At 65.3% G+C, this 18,630-nt stretch carries 11 protein-coding genes and 1 pseudogene; 8 read left to right on the top strand and 4 right to left on the bottom strand.

What is annotated here, in order from left to right; all coding sequences use genetic code 11:
• Positions 1-682 precede the first annotated feature (682 nt).
• From QFZ94_RS03475 to QFZ94_RS03465, 3 genes are all read left to right on the top strand, one after another.
• The gene (locus QFZ94_RS03475) at positions 683-1,312 is read left to right on the top strand and encodes a TetR/AcrR family transcriptional regulator (RefSeq protein ID WP_368583727.1); all 630 of its coding nucleotides are present in this window, start codon (positions 683-685) and stop codon (positions 1,310-1,312) included.
• A 58-nt stretch (positions 1,313-1,370) separates the two neighbouring features.
• Positions 1,371-2,924, top strand: a complete 1,554-nt coding sequence (locus tag QFZ94_RS03470; protein WP_429455593.1) for an MFS transporter — start codon at positions 1,371-1,373, stop codon at positions 2,922-2,924.
• A 483-nt stretch (positions 2,925-3,407) separates the two neighbouring features.
• Positions 3,408-3,677, top strand: a complete 270-nt coding sequence (locus QFZ94_RS03465) for a YodC family protein (RefSeq protein WP_176123714.1) — start codon at positions 3,408-3,410, stop codon at positions 3,675-3,677.
• A gap of 78 nt (positions 3,678-3,755) precedes the next feature.
• On the opposite strand, the gene QFZ94_RS03460 is transcribed toward QFZ94_RS03465, so the two are convergent.
• Positions 3,756-4,067 (bottom strand): superinfection immunity protein, encoded by a 312-nt coding sequence (locus tag QFZ94_RS03460; RefSeq protein WP_368583729.1) that lies wholly within the window; start codon positions 4,065-4,067, stop codon positions 3,756-3,758.
• A 168-nt stretch (positions 4,068-4,235) separates the two neighbouring features.
• Between QFZ94_RS03460 and QFZ94_RS03455 the strand changes: the two genes are divergently transcribed.
• Both QFZ94_RS03455 and QFZ94_RS03450 read left to right on the top strand, forming a co-directional pair.
• The gene (locus QFZ94_RS03455; RefSeq protein WP_429457691.1) at positions 4,236-5,696 is read left to right on the top strand and encodes a M20 family metallopeptidase; all 1,461 of its coding nucleotides are present in this window, start codon (positions 4,236-4,238) and stop codon (positions 5,694-5,696) included.
• A gap of 90 nt (positions 5,697-5,786) precedes the next feature.
• Positions 5,787-6,890 (top strand): malate/lactate/ureidoglycolate dehydrogenase, encoded by a 1,104-nt coding sequence (locus tag QFZ94_RS03450; RefSeq protein WP_429455592.1) that lies wholly within the window; start codon positions 5,787-5,789, stop codon positions 6,888-6,890.
• A gap of 17 nt (positions 6,891-6,907) precedes the next feature.
• Here QFZ94_RS03450 and pdeR read toward each other — a convergent pair whose 3' ends face one another.
• Together pdeR and QFZ94_RS03440 are read right to left on the bottom strand one after the other, a co-directional pair.
• A complete protein-coding gene (gene pdeR / locus QFZ94_RS03445) occupies positions 6,908-8,911 on the bottom strand; it encodes a cyclic di-GMP phosphodiesterase (RefSeq protein WP_429455591.1) in 2,004 nt (667 codons plus the stop codon).
• A 205-nt stretch (positions 8,912-9,116) separates the two neighbouring features.
• Positions 9,117-13,659: pseudogene (locus tag QFZ94_RS03440) on the bottom strand (DEAD/DEAH box helicase).
• A 271-nt stretch (positions 13,660-13,930) separates the two neighbouring features.
• Here QFZ94_RS03440 and QFZ94_RS03435 point away from each other — a divergent pair.
• The 3 genes from QFZ94_RS03435 (at position 13,931) to QFZ94_RS03425 (ending at position 17,214) form a co-directional block, all read left to right on the top strand.
• Positions 13,931-14,986: an aldo/keto reductase gene (locus QFZ94_RS03435; RefSeq protein ID WP_410849349.1), complete on the top strand. Its 1,056-nt coding sequence runs from the start codon at positions 13,931-13,933 to the stop codon at positions 14,984-14,986.
• Between the two features lie 192 nt (positions 14,987-15,178).
• Positions 15,179-16,189, top strand: coding sequence for a YncE family protein (locus QFZ94_RS03430; RefSeq protein ID WP_429455590.1), 1,011 nt, complete (start codon positions 15,179-15,181; stop codon positions 16,187-16,189).
• Positions 16,190-16,209: 20 nt separating this feature from the next.
• Positions 16,210-17,214, top strand: coding sequence for a sterol desaturase family protein (locus QFZ94_RS03425; RefSeq protein WP_429455589.1), 1,005 nt, complete (start codon positions 16,210-16,212; stop codon positions 17,212-17,214).
• Between the two features lie 76 nt (positions 17,215-17,290).
• Here the strand turns inward: QFZ94_RS03425 and QFZ94_RS03420 are convergent, their stop codons facing one another.
• Positions 17,291-18,628 carry an AAA-associated domain-containing protein gene (locus tag QFZ94_RS03420; protein WP_429455588.1) on the bottom strand — a complete coding sequence of 446 codons (1,338 nt, stop codon included), beginning with the start codon at positions 18,626-18,628 and terminating at the stop codon, positions 17,291-17,293.
• Positions 18,629-18,630: the final 2 nt, after the last annotated feature.

Here is an 18,630-nt window from a genome sequence, read left to right as displayed (position 1 = left end):
ACGGATCCGGTCTGAACCCTGACCCAATCCTCTGCATGCCCTGGGTGAAAGACCGCGGCACGGGACCCGGCCCGCGTGTCACGGCCGGGCAGGGCGGTCCTACGCACCGGGGACGGGGAAAGCCCCGGTTGCGATGCGGGCAGGCCGGCGAGGGCGGGGGCGGGCCGTGATAAGCGGCGTTATCACACTCCTGCCTTGACTGACGACTTGATGATGAACCCTGCGCGATCGCCGCTGGGGTCTGCCATCTGATTCTCCGCGTCATTTGCCACGCCGCGACGGACAGTCTGAAGGATTGCCTCCGACTAACGGCCACTGAGACCTATATTTGATTGAACCGCGGCGAGCCTTCGCGGTATGCGTTTTTAGTGGGGCCACGCAAACGGAGCTTGACTGCCCCCAAACAGGGATCGGGTCCGACGCCAGATGAGACCTGGACGCGTTCGGAGTGAAGCGGGATGCGGAAAAAGTACCTCGCGTCGATTGTCTTCACTCCGCTTTCAATTTCGCGAGTCTTTTGTCCGCACTACCGCACGGTTTTTGAGTCTATTGCAGCTTTTTCCCCTTCTATTGTGCAGGGACCCCGACGCGAGTAGGCCTACGGAAGGCCTTCCTTGATTTATTGAACATTCAGTCATAATATCCACAGACCGACGCCAACGCAGCAACGAGGTCATCGCAATTGAGTCATTCCAGGCAAGCCGCCAAAAAAGCCGGCGAAACATCTCAGCGGGGCCGTCCGCGTGAGTTCGACACGGACACCGTGCTGGCGAACGCAAGCCAGGTGTTCTGGGATCACGGCTACCACGCGACGTCGATCGACGATCTGTGCAAGGCCACCGGTCTGCTGCGCGGCAGCCTGTACGGCGTGTTCGGCGACAAGCACGGCATCATGCTCGCCGCGCTCGAGCATTACTCGGAAGGCGCGGTCGCACGGCTTGCACAGCGACTGAGCGCGACGGCTGATCCGGCGCAGGCGTTGCGCGACGCGCTGCTGCACTACGCGCGGGTATCGTGCGGGTTGAGCGGCCGGCGCAGCTGTTTCATCACGAATACGACGCTCGAAATGCAGCCCGATGACGAAGCGCTGCGCGCGCGCGTCGCCGCGATTCAGCGCCGCATGGCGACCTTGCTCGCGGCGGCGGTGATTCGCGGGCAGGCGAGCGGCGCGTTCGATTCGACACTCGACGAAAAAGCCGTCGGCGATTTCCTGTTATGCGTGATGCAGGGCTTGCGGGTCATGGGACGGGTCGCGCATGAGCAAGACGCGCTGATCGATATCGTCGATGTGGCGATGCGCGCGCTGGTGTAGCGGTTCGTTCGCGAACGCAGGCGCAAAATTTTTTTAACTATTTCTTGAACGTTCGGTCATGAAAAGCGAAGCGATCAAGTCCGCTCCGGCGGCATTCGGTGGATCCGCTAGCGGCGCGGCGAGCGCGGCCGGGGCCGTGACCGGTCCTGGACCAGCGATGGCAGGCATGGCTGTGGCCGTCAAAGCGGCGGCGCCCGGCTTCCCGCGCCAAGCGCTTGCGCTCGCGGCGCTGTTTGTCGGCGCCTTTCTCGCGCCGCTCGATTACTTCATCGTCAACCTCGCGCTGCCGTCGATTCGCACGGGCCTCAACGCGAGCGACGCGCAACTGCAACTCGTCGTCTCGGCTTACGCGTCCGCCTACGCGGTGCTGCTGATCACGGGCGGCCGCCTCGGCGATCTGTTCGGCCGCCGTCGCATGTTCATGACGGGCATGGCGGCATTCGTCGTCGCGTCGGCGTTGTGCGGCTTCGCGACGAGCGGCCATATGCTGGTGATCGCGCGCATCGTGCAAGGCATCGCGGCCGCGGTGATGGCGCCGCAAGTGCTCGCGACGATTCGCGCGGTCGTACCGTTGCATCAGCAGACGCGCGTGATGAGTCTGTATGGCTTCGTGTTCGGCTTGTCGTCGATCGTCGGGCAGCTCGGCGGCGGCGCGCTGATTACGTATCACCCGTTCGGGCTCGACTGGCGCGTGATCTTTCTGATCAACATTCCGATCGGCATCGCGGCGTTCATCGGCACATGGAAGTTCGTGCCGGAGAATCAGCCGGCCACGCATACCGGCGTCGATCTGAAGGGCGTCGCGCTGCTGTCGGCGGTGCTGCTGCTGGTGATCTATCCGATGACGCATGGCCGCGAAGCCGGCTGGCCCGCGTGGACCTTCGCGATGTTCGCGCTCGCGGTGCCGGTGTTCGCGCTGTTCGTCGCGACCGAGCGGCGCGTCGAGCGCGGCGGTGGCCATCCGCTCGTCGATCTGCAACTGTTCCGCAATCGCGCGTTCGCGCTCGGTCTGGTGCTCGCGTTCCTGTTCTATTGCAATAGCGCGTTCTTCCTGACCTACGGCATCTTCCTGCAGACCGGCCTGCACTGGACGCCGCTCGCGTCGGGCATCGCGATCATGCCTTTCGCGCTCGGCTTCGTGATCGGGCCGCTGACCTCGCCGGCCGTGGTCAAGCGCATCGGCGCGCATGTGCTGACGCTCGGTTTCTCGATGATGACGCTCGGCTTCACCGTGACCGGCTGGTCCGCGACCCGATCCGCGACGCCCGATCTGCTGTTCTACTGCGGGCTGGTGTGCGCGGGTGTCGGACATGGTCTGCTGTTGCCGTCGATCATGCGCATCGTGCTGCAGGAGGTGGTGCCCGAGAAGGCGGGGCTTGCATCGGGTGTGGTGTCGTCGACGCTGCAGATCGGCTCCGCGTTCGGCACCGCGGCGGTCAGCGGCGCGTTCTTCGGCGCGCTCGGTGGCAGCGCGGCCCCCGCGTATTATGCACACGCGTTTCAGCTGAGCCTCGCCATCAATGCCGCGCTGATGTGCGTGTGTATCGGCCTGAGCGTGCTGCTGGTACGGCATCAGCAAAGCGTACGGCGCTCAGTCGCTCCGGGAGTTTGAAATTAAGCCGCTGGTAATCGTTTTCATTTGCTGGCTCGCCCGGAAAATCGTTCAATTTGAACGAAGCGGTATAACGAACTACATGGCATTTACCGGCGATCTACTCGTTCACAGGTAATTCTGATTTAGATCAAACGGGTCTTTCTGATTAACGGCTCAACGCTATCGCGTCAGGTTTTCTAATCAGACGAAACCCGTCTCGTATTTCCTACCGGCCTGCAACCGGCCTGCAGTAACTGTTGCATTTGTGCGGTAGCGCACATAGGGTTAGCCGCAATGTTTTCGCCGGAGAATGTTTCAGAATGCCGGGAACTTAAACCATTGGGCATCAACCCCGGTTCCGTGAAAACGGTATCAATAAAAAGCGCTTGCCGCGTTTAAATTCGATTGTTAATCTGTCTAAACTTTAGAGTACCCATTCAACAGGTCGAAGTCGATAAAGCCGGGCTCAAGTTAAAAACGCTCAAGATAGGGGGACCCAAGATGCTGACCGCTACCATTGACGCATTCCAGACAACATCCGCCGCCTTCAATGTGGGCGACGTCGTCAAGTTAAAAGAAGGTGGCCCGCGCATGACCGTCACGTACGCAGGTCCGGTCGCGCGCAATCCGGGCGACTGGCTGATCTGCGAGTGGTTCGACGAACACGGCGAACTGCGTCATGAAACCTTTGCCGCGCAAGCGGTGCGCGCGGAACCGCGCTCCATTCCGGCGGGCTCGGTACAGTGGAGTCGCATCGGGCGCGCGGCCTGAATGACGCACGTGCGCTTCAATCAATCCGTTTCCTGTTGTTCGTGTATTGCTCGTATTGCTGGAGCCGCCCGAATCGTTTCAGCGCTCGGGCCGGTCGCGCGCGGCCTCGCGTCGCCGCACGCGCAGCGTCAGTGCCGATGAAAACGCGCGCAAGGTCGATATCTTGCGAGTCTCGACGATGTCGCTCGCAAGGGTCTGCGCCGGATTCGGCTGTAGCGCCCAATACAGCGCGAGCACCCAACCAAGCACGGTCCAGCCGAGGCAGGCGTTAAATAGCGCGAGCGTCAGCACGTCACGACGCTTGCGCCGGTCCGCGATGATCGCCGGCAGAAAATACAGCGCTAGCGCGAACGCCGCGCCGATGGCCTGAACGGCCACGTTGCCACCCATAAAAGCTCCTGATGCACGAGGCATGTAGTGATTGTCGCGCGAATGGCCGCCGCCCGCCGCGCACCATGCGCGTTCCGGTCCCCACCCAATCACCGCAAGGGGTTCAGCCCGACACGCATCGGGACTATGATGATCGTTTCGACCGAACAGTACTTCACGGACCCGATCATGATCACCGACGACACGACCCAGCAGGCCCAACTCAACCCGGACACGCTACGAGAATTCGTCGAGCGCAAGTGGAACGACGAGATCGTGCCCGCGCTGACGGACTACATCGCGGTGCCGGCGAAGAGCCCGGCGTTCGATCCCGACTGGGCGAAGCATGGTTACCTCGAGCGCGTGATCACCGACGCCGCGAAATGGGCCGAGCAGCAACCGGTGCGCGGCCTGAAGCTCGAAGTGATCCGCCTGCCGGGCCGCACGCCGGTGATCTTCTTCGAGACCGCCGCGACGCGCTCGGGCAGCACCGAAACCATCGTGCTCTACGGCCACCTCGACAAGCAGCCCGAGTTCGATGGCTGGCGCAACGACCTCGGTCCGTGGACGCCGAAGCTCGAGGACGGCAAGCTGTACGGCCGCGGCGGCGCGGACGACGGCTACGCGATCTATGCGAGCCTGACGGCGCTCGCCGCGCTCGATGCGCAAGGTGTCGAGCGTCCGCGTTGTGTCGGGCTGATCGAAACCTGCGAGGAGTCGGGCAGCTACGATCTGCTGCCCTACGTCGACGCGCTGCGCGAGCGGCTCGGTAACGTCGGGCTGGTCGTGTGTCTCGATTCGGGCGCGGGCAATTACGATCAGCTATGGCTGACCACGTCGCTGCGCGGGCTCGTCGCCGGCGATCTCGAAGTGCAGGTGCTCGACGAGGGGATTCACTCGGGGGTCTACGGCGGCATCGTGCCATCGAGCTTCCGCATCATGCGGCAACTGTTCGATCGTCTCGAAGACTCCGCGAACGGCACGCTGCTGCCGAAGGGTTTTCATTGCCCGGTGCCGGCCGATCGTCTGCGCGAAGCGGAGGCTGCCGCGAGGATTCTCGGCGATGACGTATGGAAGAAGATGCCGTGGGCGTGCGGGCAGGACGGCCGTCAAGTGCTGCCCACCACGACCGATCCGCAGGAGGCGCTGCTCAATTCGACGTGGCGTCCGTCGCTGTCGGTGACGGGCGCGGCCGGCTTGCCCGCGCTCGCCGACGCCGGCAACGTGCTGCGTCCGCGCACCGCGTTCAAGCTGTCGCTGCGTCTGCCGCCGACCATCGAAGCGGAAAAGGCCGTCGCCGAACTGAAGGCGCTGCTCGAATTCGATCCGCCGTACAACGCAAAGGTCACGTTCAAGCCGGATGCGGGCGCGGCGAGCGGCTGGAACGCACCGGAGGTCGCACCGTGGCTGGCCAGCGCGCTCAGCGACGCATCGCGTCAGCACTTCGGCGCCGATGCCGCGTACATGGGACTCGGCGGCACGATCCCGCTGATGAACGTGCTGAAGGCGGGCTTCCCGAAGTCGCAGTTCATGGTGTGCGGCGTGCTCGGGCCGAAGTCGAACGCGCATGGGCCGAACGAGTTCCTGCACGTACCGTACGGCAAGAAGCTGACGGCCGCGGTTGCGGAAGTGATCGCCGCGGCGCCGTGAGTTGTCGCCTCGTTTGAGTGGGGCTCGGGTGCGACCCGGGCCCGTTGTTTATTGATGCTCCCTTCCGTTCGAACTACACCGACACGCTGAATGAGCGACTCCCAGACTGCCCAAACCAACACGCCCCGGATTCCGGCCGATCAACTGCATGCCTACGTCAGAGCGATCTGGGAGCGAGCGGGCAGTGCGCCGCGCGAAGCGGAGCTGATCGCCGATCATCTGGTGGCCGCGAATCTGACCGGGCACGACTCGCATGGCGTCGGCATGATCCCGCGCTATGTCGAATCGCTCGCCGACCAGCAACTGCAACTCAATGGACATGCCGACGTCGTCAAGGACGCGGGCGCGGTGCTGACCGTCGAAGGCGGCAAGGGCTTTGGTCAGGTGATCGCGTTCGAGGCGATGGAGCGGGGCATCGAGCGCGCGCGGCGGCTCGGCATCTGCGCGGTGGGCTTGCGCGGCGCGCATCATATCGGCCGCATCGGGCATTGGGCCGAGCAGTGCGCGCGCGCCGGTCTGGTGTCGTTTCACTTCGTCAACGTAGCGGGCGATCCGCTCGTTGCGCCGTTCGGCGGCGCGGACCGCCGCATCGGCACGAATCCCTTCTGCGCCGCTTATCCGCGCCCCGGCAAACCGCCACTCGTGCTCGACTTCGCGACCAGCACGATCGCGTTCGGCAAGACGCGCGTCGCGTATAACCAGGGCAAGCACACGCCACCCGGGGCGCTGATCGATCACGAAGGCATGCCCACGCTCGAACCGAAAGTCATGCACGAAGCGCCGTTCGGCGCGCTGACACCGTTCGGTGGCCACAAGGGTTTCGGGCTCGCGGCGATGTGCGAGATTTTCGGCGGCGCGCTGTCGGGCGGCTTCACGACGCACGCCGACACGCTCTGTACCACGCACGCGATCATCAATTGCATGCTGTCGGTGATCATCGATCCAGCCGCATTCGATGCGCCCGATGCGCAAGCCGAAGCCGATGCGTTCCTCGAGTGGGTGAAGGCGTCGCCGCTCGCGGCGGGCACCGAGCGCATCTACGAACCCGGCGAGTCCGAGCGCGTCACGCGCGCGCAACGCGAGGCCGCCGGCATTCCGATCGACGCCGCGACGTGGGAGCAAATCCACTCCGCGGCGCGCGCCGTCGGGATGAGTGCGGACGAAGTGGCAGGCTGGTCCGCGCGCCTCGGCTGAAGCGCGCGAGGCAAGGCTCAGGCGATCAGCCTGAGCTTGCGCCGATCGAGCAGCCAGCGCTCGAACTCGGTGGCGGGCATCGGCCGCGCGTACAGGAAGCCCTGCACGTAATCGACGCCCAGGCCCTTCATGAAGGCTTCTTCCGCTTCGGTTTCGATCCCCTCGGCGACGACCTGGAAATCGAGTTCCTGCGCGACCGCGACCATCGAGCGCACCAGCGCCTGTGCCTTCATGTCAGCGTGGATCGAGCGCGTGAAGCTGCGGTCGAGCTTGATCACGTCGAGCGGAATACGGCCGAGTTGCGACAGCGACGAGTAGCCGGTGCCGAAGTCGTCCAGATGCACCTGCGCGCCGAGCTGGCGGAACTGCTTGATCAGTTCGATCGCGGCCGCTTCGTTTTCGATCAGACAGCTTTCGGTCAACTCGAGATCGATCAGGCATGGATCGAGACTCGCATGCTGCAACGCCTCGGTGAAATGGCGGACCACGGCCGTATCCGTGAGCTGTCGCGCCGACACGTTAATCGCGACGCGCAGATCATAGCCGGCCGCCTTCCAGCGGGCCGCCTGTTTCGCGGCGGTCTCCATCACCCAGCGGCCGAGCACGCCGATCAAGCCGGATTCCTCGGCATAACGGATGAATTCCGCAGGCATGATCTGCCCGCGCTCCGGCGAGTTCCAGCGCACCAGCGCTTCCGCGCCTTGCACGGCGCCCGTGGCGAGGTTCAGCTTCGGCTGATAGTGCAGCGCGAACTGGCCTTCCTCGAGCCCGCGGCGCAGATTCGTGTCGAGCCACATGAACTCAGCGACGCGACGGTTCATGTCCGGCGAAAACACGCGATGCGTGCGCTTGCCTTCGTCCTTCGCGACGTACATTGCGGTGTCGGCCGAACGGATCAGCGATTCGAGGGTTTCGCCATGCTCGGGCCAACGCGCGATGCCGATCGAGCAGCCGGTGTAGACCTCGACGAGCCCGACCGCGAACGGCATGCGCATGCGATCGAGAATGCGCTGCGCGGTGTTTTCCAGGCCATGCGCGGAGCCCTTCGCGGCGAGCACGATGAACTCGTCGCCCCCGAGACGCGCGAGCGAGTCGCCCGGATTCAGACAGTTGCGGATCGCGTCCGACACATCGCAGATCAGCCGGTCGCCGAACACGTGGCCGTAGTGATCGTTGACCTTCTTGAAGTTGTCGAGATCGAGAAACAGCACGCCGATGGTTTCGCCGGGCGCGGCCTGCTCGATCGCGATCTGGATGCGCTCCTGGATCGCATTGCGATTGGCGAGGCCGGTGAGCGGGTCGGTGGTGGCCTGCTCGATCAGACGGTCTTGTGCGAGCCGTTGCTCGGTGATGTCGGTGCCCGAGCAGATCAGGAACTGGTCTTCGATGCCGCTGCCGCTGCGCACGAACTTGTTGCGAAACAGGAATAGCCGCTCGCCATGCACCGTTTTGATGCGCCGTTCGATCTCGTACGGTTGGCCACGGTTGAAGAAGTGCGCGCTGACCTGGTTCGAGACCACGCCGTCGTCGGACGACATGAACAGCGTCCAGACGCTGCGGCCGATGATGTCCTCTTCCTTGAGCCCGGTCAGCTCCTCGGCGAGCCGGTTAAAGCGCTGTATCCGGCCGTGCCGGTCGACGATGACGACGACCGAATTGACCTCGGAGACGACCTGTTCGGCGAACGACAGACCGTGCAGTAGTGCGCGCGCGACGGATTCGGTGTCGGCATGGGTCGAGGCGGTGCCGCCCCAGCGATGGCAATCGAGTTTCTTGCCGACCAGATGCAGCCGCAGCGGCGCGGCGTCCAGCTGCACGTCGACGACTACGTGCGAGGTGACGCCGCTCAGCGCGCGGACCTGGGAGGCTTGGGAAGAGGTGAGGGGAATGGCGACGCCGACAGCCGCGTGGCCATGGGCCGGCACGATCTCCAGCGTGTCGCTCGCCGCCGCAAGGCGCCAGCGAGGGCTGCTCGTGCCGAACCGCGCGTGAAGCACCTGGTCGTGTAGCTCGTCGCTCATGAAATCCCCGGAGAGTGCCGGCGGTCCGTATCAAGGCGGGCGGCGGCAGACGGTCTTCCTCATACTAAAGTGAAACTGCCCCATTGTATCTAAGCGTGACAATTCGAGCGAAGAAACATTAACGTTTTGCTAACCCTGGGCACGGGCCGGCGCGGCCGCGCGCGGCGGCATGATGGCGTGGCGAAACGACGCCACGGTGACGTCGTTAGAAGCGATGTGTGAGCAGCGCGCGGGCACGTTCGCGCTCGATCGGATTGGCGTCGAGCGCCGCGTCGAACCAGAACTTGCCGGCCACCAGCGTGGCCGCCGCCATGCCGTCGCGATACAGCACGCGGTTGCCCGCCACGGCCGGCACCTTGTCGCCGACCAGCAGCGTGCCGACGAGATTCAGCGGATCGGTTCCCGCGACGCAGATCAGCGCACCGTCGTTCGCTTGCCGCCGCACCTCGCGCAGCAGCGGAATCGCCTCGGGCAGCGCGAACTGTTCGCCCGCGAGCCCGTTGACGAAACGCCCGCCGCGGATCACGCCGCGCGCCTCGAGCCGCTGCAGCACGCGCAGCAGATCGCGCCACGGCGGCAGCCATTCGGCCTCGCGTTCGAGCACGCGCCAGAACACCACGCCGTAGCGGCGCAACAACGTCATCGCGACGTGTTCGAGCACCTCGGGCGGCAACTGACTCCGTCGCTCGGACGGATGTTCCGGCGCGACGGCGGACGGGCGGCTTACGAGCGCCCAACGCCCGGCGTCGTCCATGCCGCCGATCAGCGCGCTCGCGCGCGCGCGCCGGCTGCTGGAAAACGCGTTGCGTTTGGCGACCGGCTTGAGCAACGCGCGCAGACCCGCGAAGCTGTCCGAGTTCGCGAGGCCGGCCGCGACCAGCTCGCCGAGCGCGTTTTCCAGTTCCATGCGCAGCACGCGCACCTCAGCGAGCAGTTCGTCGAAGAACATCGCGCCGTGTTGCGCGAGCGTGTCGTGCACGCTTTGCGCGAGTGCCGACAACTCGACCTGACGCGCGGGATCGAGCAGCGCGCGCCACGCGCGCAACTGCGCGCGCGGCAGCAGCACGATCGGCGTGCCGCGGACCGGACCGGCTGCGCCGCGCGCCCGCTCGGTCAGGCGGGTCCAGACGATCTTGCCGGCCCGGCATAGCTCATCGAGCGAACTGCTGGTGTAGGCGCGCACCCGCGCGGGCAGGATGTCCTCCTCCCATGCGCCGGCCGCGGCCTGGAAGCCTTCGAGCTGGTCCAGCGCGGCGGCGAGCGCGTCGCGGCCTTCGGCGCGCGTGGTCGGCGTCAGATGCTGCCATTCGAACAGGAAGCGCATGAAGTCGTGCCGCTCGACCGGCTCGATCTCACGCCGCAGCCGCTTGACCGTGTAGCGGTGGATGCGTGCGAGCAGGTGCCGCTCGCACCATTCTTCGTGGCTCGTGTGCGGCGTGAAGCGCCCGCGCAACAGATAACCTTCGGCTTCGAGACGGATCAGCGCCGGTTCGATCCGGTCGGCCGGCAAACCGAGCGGGCGCGCGATCGCGTCGACCGTCTGCGGGCCGAAACCGGTCAGCCGCGCGCGCAGCACGTCCACGAGCGCGTCGTCGGCGCTCCAGCTTTCGGTGTAGCCCTTCGGCGCGCTCAGCGGCGGCTCATAGCGACTACGCGCGATGCCGGGGTAGAGCGCTTCGAAGCAGGTCACGCGTTCGGCGGGCAGCCACAGTGCGCCTTCGCTGACGTTGTGGTTGCCCGTGCTTGCGTCTGCTTGCGCGGCCAGCGGCAAGCGCGTCACCCGGCCGGCTTTCGCCAATGCCGCAAGCAGGGTGGGCCAATCCTCCTGTGTGCGCGCCTCGGTTTCTGTGATGCACGCGAGGCCCGTCAACGCTTCGTGCATCTCGTCGGCGTTGCGAGCTTGCGGCCAGGCCTCGTCGCGCACGCTGTCGATCGCGGCGGCGTCGAGCGCGCCGAGATCGTCGGCGCTTTCCGGGTCGGTCCAGCGGCGGTTCAGCACTGCCTGGGTGCGGCGCTCCTCGATCGGCGCGTCGTCCAGATACGCATAGGGCTTCGCGGTCAGGATTTCGGCGGCGAGCGGCGACGGCGCCGGCAGATCACGCGCGACGAGCCGCAGTTCGCCGTGCTCGATCTGGCGTAGCAGCGCGAGCCAGCGTTCGCTGTCCATCGCGTCGTGCAGGCAGTCGTCGATGGTTTGGTCGACTAATGGGTGGCGCGGCACCTCGCGTTCGCCGACGATGTTCTCCAGACACGCGGCCTGCTCGGGAAACACGCTTGCGAGCAGATCCTCGCTGCGCATGCGCTGCAGTTGCGGCGCGGTCTTGCGTCCGCCCGTGTAGCGCGGCAGGCCGAGCGAGGTCGTCGCGTTCCAGCGCCAGCGCACGCCGAACAACGGCGCATCGAGCAGCGCCTGGATCAGCAGATGCTCGGCGCTGTTCGAATGCAGATAGCGCCACACATCGTCGAGCACGAACGAGTGGCTGCCGGTCAGCGACAGCACGATCGCGTCTTCGGTGGCCGCGGCCTGCAGCTCGAAGTTGAAGCTGCGGCAGAAGCGCTTGCGCAGCGCGAGCCCCCACGCGCGATTCACGCGGCTGCCGAACGGTGAGTGGATCACGAGCTGGGTGCCGCCCGATTCGTCGAAGAAGCGCTCCATCACGAGCGTGCTCTGCGTCGGCAGCACGCCGAGCGCGGCGCGGGCGCGCGCCAGGTATTCGACGATCTGGCGCGCGGCCGGCTCGCTGAGCGCGAGGTTGTCGGCGAGCCAGGCGATAGCGTGGTCGAGACGCGGCGCGGCGGGATCGGGTTCGCGTGCGGCTACGGCGGTTTCCGTTGTTGCTTGCGTCTCGCCCTCCGTCAGCAACGCTTCGACCTGCTCGCGCAATCTCGCGACCGCGAACGACAGCTCGTCGCTGCGTCCTGGCGCCTCGCCGAGCCAGAACGGAATGTTCGGCGGCTGGCCTTGCGCATCCTCGACCCGCACGCGGCCGCTTTCGATGCGCAGAATCCGGTACGACGCGTTGCCGAGCTGGAATACATCGCCGGCGAGGCTTTCGACCGCGAAGTCCTCGTTGACGGTGCCGATATTGAGCGCCTGCGGTTCGAGCACGACCGCGTAATCGGCGTTTTCGGGAATCGTGCCGCCGGAGGTCACCGCGACCAGCTTGCCGCCGCGCCGGCCGCGCAAGGTGCCGCTGACCGCATCGCGATGCACATACGCGGCACGCGGACCGTGGCGGCTCGTGTAGCCCTCGGCGAGCATGCGCAGCAGCGCGTCGTATTGCTCGCGCGGCAGATCCGCGTACGGCGCGGCACGCCGCAGCATGTCGAACAGCGCATCCTCGCTCCACTCGGCGCTCGACACCTCCGCGACGATCTGTTGCGCGAGCACGTCGAGCGGCGCGCGCGGGATGCGCAACGCATCGAGCTCGCCACGCCGCACGCAATCGAGCAGTGCCGCGCATTCGAGCAGATCGTCGCGCGAGACTGGAAACAGCCGCCCCTTCGGCATGCCGCCGACGTGGTGCCCCGAGCGGCCGACGCGTTGCAGGAACGGCGCGATCGCGCGCGGCGAACCCATCTGGCAAACGAGATCGACGTCGCCGATATCGATGCCGAGTTCGAGCGACGCGGTCGCGATCAGCACGCGCAGCTCGCCGCGTTTCAGGCGCTGTTCGGCGTCGAAACGATGTTCTTTCGCGAGGCTGCCGTGATGCGCGGCGACCGCGTCCTTGCCGAGCCGCTCGGTCAGATGGCGGGCGGCGCGCTCGGCCATGCGGCGCGTGTTGACGAAGACGAGCGTCGTGCGATGCTGCGCGACCAGCTCGGCGAGCCGGTCGTAGACGCGCTCCCACACTTCGTTGGCCATCACCGCTTCGAGCGGCACCGGCGGGATCTCGAGCGCGAGGTCGCGCGCGCGAACGTGGCCGACGTCGATCACCGCGCATTCGGCCGGCACGTCGCTATCCAGACTCGCGCCGCCGACCAGAAACCGCGCGACCGCGCTGACCGGTTTTTGCGTCGCCGACAGCCCGATACGCGGCAGGCGTCGCCCGCAAAGCGCGTCGAGCCGTTCGAGGCTCAGCGCGAGATGACTGCCGCGCTTGCTGCCCGCGAGCGCGTGAATCTCATCGACGATCACCGTGCGCACCGTCGCCAGCATGCGGCGGCCCGAATCGGAGCCGAGCAGCACGTACAGCGACTCGGGCGTCGTCACGAGAATGTGCGGCGCGCGTTTTTTCAGCGCGTTGCGTTCCTGCTGCGTGGTGTCGCCGGTGCGCACGGCGGTGCGGATGTCGAGCGGCGGCAGGCCGAGCGCGTCGAGTTCGGCGGCGATGCCTTGCAGCGGCAGTTGAAGGTTCAGACGGATATCGTTCGACAGCGCCTTCAGCGGCGACACGTAGACGACCAGCGTTTCGTCGGGCAGCGCGCCGTCGTTCGCGAGGCCTTGCGACACGAGGTCGTTCAGCGCGGACAGGAACGCTGTCAGCGTCTTTGCCGGAGCCGGTCGGCGCGGCGACCAGCGTCGAGCGGCCGCTGCGGATTTGCGGCCAGGCGGCCGCTTGTGCGTCGGTCGGGGCGGTGAAGGTTTTCTGGAACCAGTTGGCAACGGCCGGGTGAAAGCCGGCGAGCGCCTGCGGGGCTGGCGGTAAGGCGGGTGCGACGGGCTGCCCCGCGCTCGCAGTGGAGCGGGCCTTGCGGGAGCGGGGCGCCGCGTCGAGTGCGGCGGAAGTTTTGGCCGAAGTCATGCTCGTGTAGATGAGGGCGGCGCGGGGGATATCCAGTGGGGGCGGCTGGATCAGTACCCGCTAATGTCGCCCGTTTTTGCGGTTGCGGGCTATTCGACGCTGACGACGCAATAGCGGTCAGTCTCGCAGGTTTTCGGCGCTCGTGTGCGGCGCGTTGGGCGGTGCGTAACTGCTGGAATTCGTAGTCTCGCCGCGTGCGCCCGTCCTGCCAGCCTCCGGCATTTGCAGTACGCTTCACAATTCTCCCTGTCCCCACGATGGAGCGTCGACGATGCGATATAACCAGTTGGGCCGTACCGGTGTGTTTGTATCGGAGTTGTGTTTGGGCACGATGACCTTCGGCGGTGGCGAAGGCATCTGGCGGCAGATCGGCGATCTGCAGCAAAGCGACGCGGAGCGGCTGGTCGGCCGGGCGCTCGACGCGGGCATCAATTTCATCGACACGGCCGACGTCTACTCGGGCGGCCTGTCCGAACTGATCACGGGCAACGCGCTGAAAAACCTGAAAGTGCCGCGCGACAAGGTTGTGATCGCGACCAAGGTGTTCGGCCAGACCGGCGAGTTCGCCAACGCGCGCGGTGCGTCGCGCTATCACATCCTCGACGGCATCAAGGCGAGCCTGAAGCGTCTACAACTCGATCACGTCGACCTGTATCAGATCCACGGTTTCGATCCGGCCACGCCGATCGAAGAAACCGTGCGCGCCCTCGATACGCTCGTGCAGCACGGCCACGTGCGCTATGTCGGCGTGTCGAATTGGGCCGCATGGCAGATTGCGAAGGCGCTCGGCATCGCAGAGCGGCTCGGCGCCGCGCGCTTCGAAACGCTGCAGGCGTATTACACGCTCGCGGGCCGCGATCTCGAACGCGAACTCGTGCCGATGCTGCAAAGCGAAGGCCTTGGCCTGATGGTATGGAGTCCGCTCGCGGGCGGTTTTCTGAGCGGCAAATACGGACGTGAACAGCAGGGCGAAGCGGGCAGCCGTCGCACGACTTTCGATTTTCCGCCGGTCAATCGCGAACGCGCGTACGACTGCATCGACGTGATGCGCGAGATGGCCGCGGCGAAGACCGTATCGGTCGCACAGATCGCGCTGGCGTGGCTGCTGCATCAGCGTGTCGTCAGCACGGTGATCGTCGGCGCGAAGAAAATCGAGCAGCTCGACGACAACATCGCGGCGACCAACGTCGCGCTATCCGCGGATGAGCTCGCGAAGCTCGCCGAGGTCAGCGCGCTGCCAGCCGAGTATCCGGGCTGGATGCTGGAGCGGCAGGGCGAGCAGCGCCGGCAACAACTGGCCGAGGTTCGGCACGTCGTGCAGCGATAGCGCGACGGCGTTCTCGCGAACGCTGAGGAAAGCCTGAATCGTCTTCGTTGGGCCGCGCGAATTTGATGCTCGCGCGGCGGCGACGGTCATCACATTTGCCACGCGATTGCGCGTAGACTTCATACGGCAGGTCGTCTTCCGCATCGGCCGCACCGATGCCCACGTGTCGTATTTCAGACTCCTATCCGGTTCGTGACATTCGCATTCGCTTCGATTACAAAAGCCGGCGCTTTCGCGGCGTTGGCTTGCTGTTCGCTGACAACGCCTCATCTCGCCCACGCCGCCGACAACGTGATCGTGCTCGACTCCGGCGAAGCGCAGCTCACGTTGATCGATCCCGTCACCCACAAAGTGATCGGCACCGAGCCGACCGGTAAGGAACCGCATCATCTGATGATCACGCCCGATGGCCGTTCGCTGATCGTCGCGGATGCGATTTCGAACGACCTGATGTTCGTCGACCCGCACAGCGGCCAGGTGCAACGCCGTGTCGAGGGCATCGAAGATCCGTACCAGCTCGGCTTTTCGCCCGACCACAAGTGGTTCGTCACCGCGGGCCTGCGGCTCGATCGCATCGATATCTATCACTACGATGGCGAGAGCGTGACGCTCGCGAAGCGGATAGCGCTCGCGAAGACACCGAGCCACCTGACCTTTTCAGCCGATAACCGCACCGTGTTCGTCACGCTCCAGGACACCGGCGAGGTCGCGGCGATCGATCTGCCGACACAGTCAGTGTCGTGGAAGCTGCATGTAGGCAAGACGCCAGCCGGACTCTGGATGACGCCGGGCGATCGGTATCTGCTCGTCGGCATGACGGGTGAAGACAATGTCGCGGTGGTCGACTGGAAAAACCGCCAACTCGTGAAGAAGATCCACACGGGCCGCGGCGCGCACAACTTCCGCAATCTCGACGATGGCCGGCACATCGCCGTGTCGAATCGCGTGGAGAACACGATCAGCATTCTCGATTACAACACGCTGACCAAAGTGGCCGACATCACCGGTTTGATGCCGGGCCCTGACGACATGGAACTATCGGCGGACCGGCGCTATCTATGGGTCACGTTCCGCTTCGCGAGGCACGTCGGCGTCATCGATCTGAGCACGCATCGGCTGGTGGATACGATCGCGGTGGGGCGCTCGCCGCACGGACTGTATTTCGCCAACCGCGCGCCGGTCTACGCACCCAATCCCGACTGAGGCAACCCGAAAGGCTTTACATGTTTCACGAACTCGCCGCTCAACTCGACAACGGCATCTCAGCCCTGCAGACGCTGCTGTACGTCGACGTGGTCCAGCCGATCTTCTACCGCTTCAATCTGATGGGCTACGACGAAGAATCTTACGACGCGCTCTACTGGGTGATCGTCGGCGCGTTGCAGATAGTCGTGTCGTATCTGCTGTTGCGCCCGCTCGAAGCGCTGCGCCCGGTAGAGACTTGGGCGGACCGCAGGGCGCTGCGCGCGGACGTGATCTACACGTGGATCGCCAAGCTCGGCATCATCAATCTTGCATTCTTCTTTCTGCTGCAGCCGTTCTTCAACCATTGGCAGAGCCTGATGGCGATCCACGACGTGCCCAACATCGAGGTCGATGATTTGTGGCCGGGCGTCACCGATCAGCCGCTCGTGTCGTTTCTGATCTACCTGATCGCGCTCGATTTCGCCGGCTACTGGTATCACCGCTGGCAACATCGGTTCGGCGTGTGGTGGGAACTGCATGCGGTTCATCACAGCCAGCGGCAGATGTCGCTGTGGGCCGACGACCGCAATCACTTTTTAGGCGACATCTTACAAGCGGCGTTTTTTGCGGCCATTGCGCTATTCATCGGCGTGCAGCCAAACCAGTTCGTCGTGCTCGTCGCGCTCGGCAATTTCATGCAGAGCGTGCAGCACGTGAATGCGCGCCTCGCGTATGGATGGCTGCTCGAACGGCTGATCGTGAGCCCGGCGTTTCATCGGCGGCATCATGCAATTGGCTATGGCCACGAAGGCACCCGCTACGGCTGCAACTTCGGCGTGCTGTTCCCGTGGTGGGACATGCTGTTCGGCACCGCGTCGTGGGCGCGCGCCGTCGAGCCGACCGGCATCCGCGATCAGTTGCCCGCGCCGCATGGCGCCGCGCGCTCGTATGGGGATGGGCTGATCGCGCAGCAGTGGTACGCGTTCGGCCGCATCGCCGCGCGGCTGCGTGGCCGGCACGGTGCGGGCGAGATCAATCCGTGAAGGTCGGTGCGAACCGAAAAATGGCCGCGGAGCACCTCCGTCAGGTTATCCGCGGCCATTTCGTTTCGGTCCCCGCTCAGGTCTCGACGTCCGCGAGACTGAAGGTTTCCGTCTTGTCGTTGTACGAGAAGATTTCCGCGTAACGGCCCCAGTCGATCACCGCATCGAGGGTTTCCTGCGCCGCGCTGTCGGACAGCAGGTCCTCGAGTTCCTGCTCGAAGCGCACGCGCGGCGCGCGATGTCCGGGCCGTTCGTTGAGCACCTTCCTGATTCGCGCGGCGAGCGGCACGCATTGCAACAGATGATCGGCGAACATGATCTTGCGCTCCTGCGTGCTGCCCTCGGCGAATCGGTGCGCGGGCGGCGTGAGAAACACGTCGCCCTCGCTGACTTCGGCAAAGCCGAGGTACTGCAGCATCTCCGCGATCGGGAACAGGTCGTCGACTTCCAGCTGCAGCGTGCGCGCAATCTCGGGCATGTCGGCGCGGCCGTTATAGGGCGCTGCCGCAAGGGTTTCGATCAGACCAGCCATCAGGTTCGTCGACACGTTCGGCAACCAGCTGCCGGGTTCGAGTTCGCGCCTGGCCGCGGCTCCAGTGGGGCGCGCGGTCATCTTCGCGTAGATTTCGTCGACGAGCGCGCGAAAATCCGGGTCGAGCCGGTTGCGCGGATGCGCGAACGGCACCATGGTCTCGCCCACCACGCGCCCGGGGTTCGACGACAGTACGAGAATGCGATCGCACATGAACACGGCTTCCTCGATGTTGTGCGTGACGATCAGCACCGACCTGATCGGCATGCGGTCCTGGTTCCACAGGTCGAGCAGGTCGGTACGCAGCGTTTCGGCGGTCAGCACGTCGAGCGCGGAGAACGGCTCGTCCATCAGCAGGATGGTCGGATCGACGACGAGCGCGCGTGCGAAGCCGACGCGCTGGCGCATGCCGCCCGACAGTTCGCGCGGATACGCGTTTTCGAAGCCGTCGAGACCGATCAGATCGATCGCCGCGAGCGCGCGCGTGCGCCGCTCCTCGACGCCGACGCCGAGCGCCTCCAGCCCCGCTTCGACGTTCTGCAGCACGGTCAGCCACGGAAACAACGCGAAGGTCTGGAACACCATCGCGACGCCCTCGGCTGGACCGTCGAGCGGCTTGCCCAGATAGGTCACATTGCCGCTCGTCGGCCGGATCAAACCGGCGATGATGCGCAGCAGCGTCGACTTGCCCGAGCCCGAGCGGCCGAGCAGTCCGACGATCTCGCCCTCGCGCAGCGTCAGATTCACGTCGTCGAGCACCAGCAGCTCGCTCTGATTTTTATGGAAGCCGCGGCTCACGTGCTCGATGTTCAGCACTTGCGCGCCCAGGCGCGGCGACGACTGTGGCAGGTCGGCGGGAATGGCTTGAATGACGTTTTGCATGG

It is taken from the genome of Paraburkholderia sp. JPY465, from assembly GCF_050436725.1.
In the GTDB taxonomy this organism is placed as follows: domain Bacteria; phylum Pseudomonadota; class Gammaproteobacteria; order Burkholderiales; family Burkholderiaceae; genus Paraburkholderia; species Paraburkholderia youngii.
This window is presented reverse-complemented; position numbering and strand designations above follow the sequence as displayed.

Coding starts and splice junctions, on each gene's coding strand:
- QFZ94_RS03470 (WP_429455593.1), top strand. CDS start 1,371: ATGAAAAGCGAAGCGATCAAGTCCGCTCCGGCGGCATTCGGTGGATCC.
- QFZ94_RS03465 (WP_176123714.1), top strand. CDS start 3,408: ATGCTGACCGCTACCATTGACGCATTCCAGACAACATCCGCCGCCTTC.
- QFZ94_RS03460 (WP_368583729.1), bottom strand. CDS start 4,067: ATGGGTGGCAACGTGGCCGTTCAGGCCATCGGCGCGGCGTTCGCGCTA.
- QFZ94_RS03455 (WP_429457691.1), top strand. CDS start 4,236: ATGATCACCGACGACACGACCCAGCAGGCCCAACTCAACCCGGACACG.
- QFZ94_RS03450 (WP_429455592.1), top strand. CDS start 5,787: ATGAGCGACTCCCAGACTGCCCAAACCAACACGCCCCGGATTCCGGCC.
- pdeR (WP_429455591.1), bottom strand. CDS start 8,911: ATGAGCGACGAGCTACACGACCAGGTGCTTCACGCGCGGTTCGGCACG.
- QFZ94_RS03435 (WP_410849349.1), top strand. CDS start 13,931: ATGCGATATAACCAGTTGGGCCGTACCGGTGTGTTTGTATCGGAGTTG.
- QFZ94_RS03425 (WP_429455589.1), top strand. CDS start 16,210: ATGTTTCACGAACTCGCCGCTCAACTCGACAACGGCATCTCAGCCCTG.
- QFZ94_RS03420 (WP_429455588.1), bottom strand. CDS start 18,628: ATGCAAAACGTCATTCAAGCCATTCCCGCCGACCTGCCACAGTCGTCG.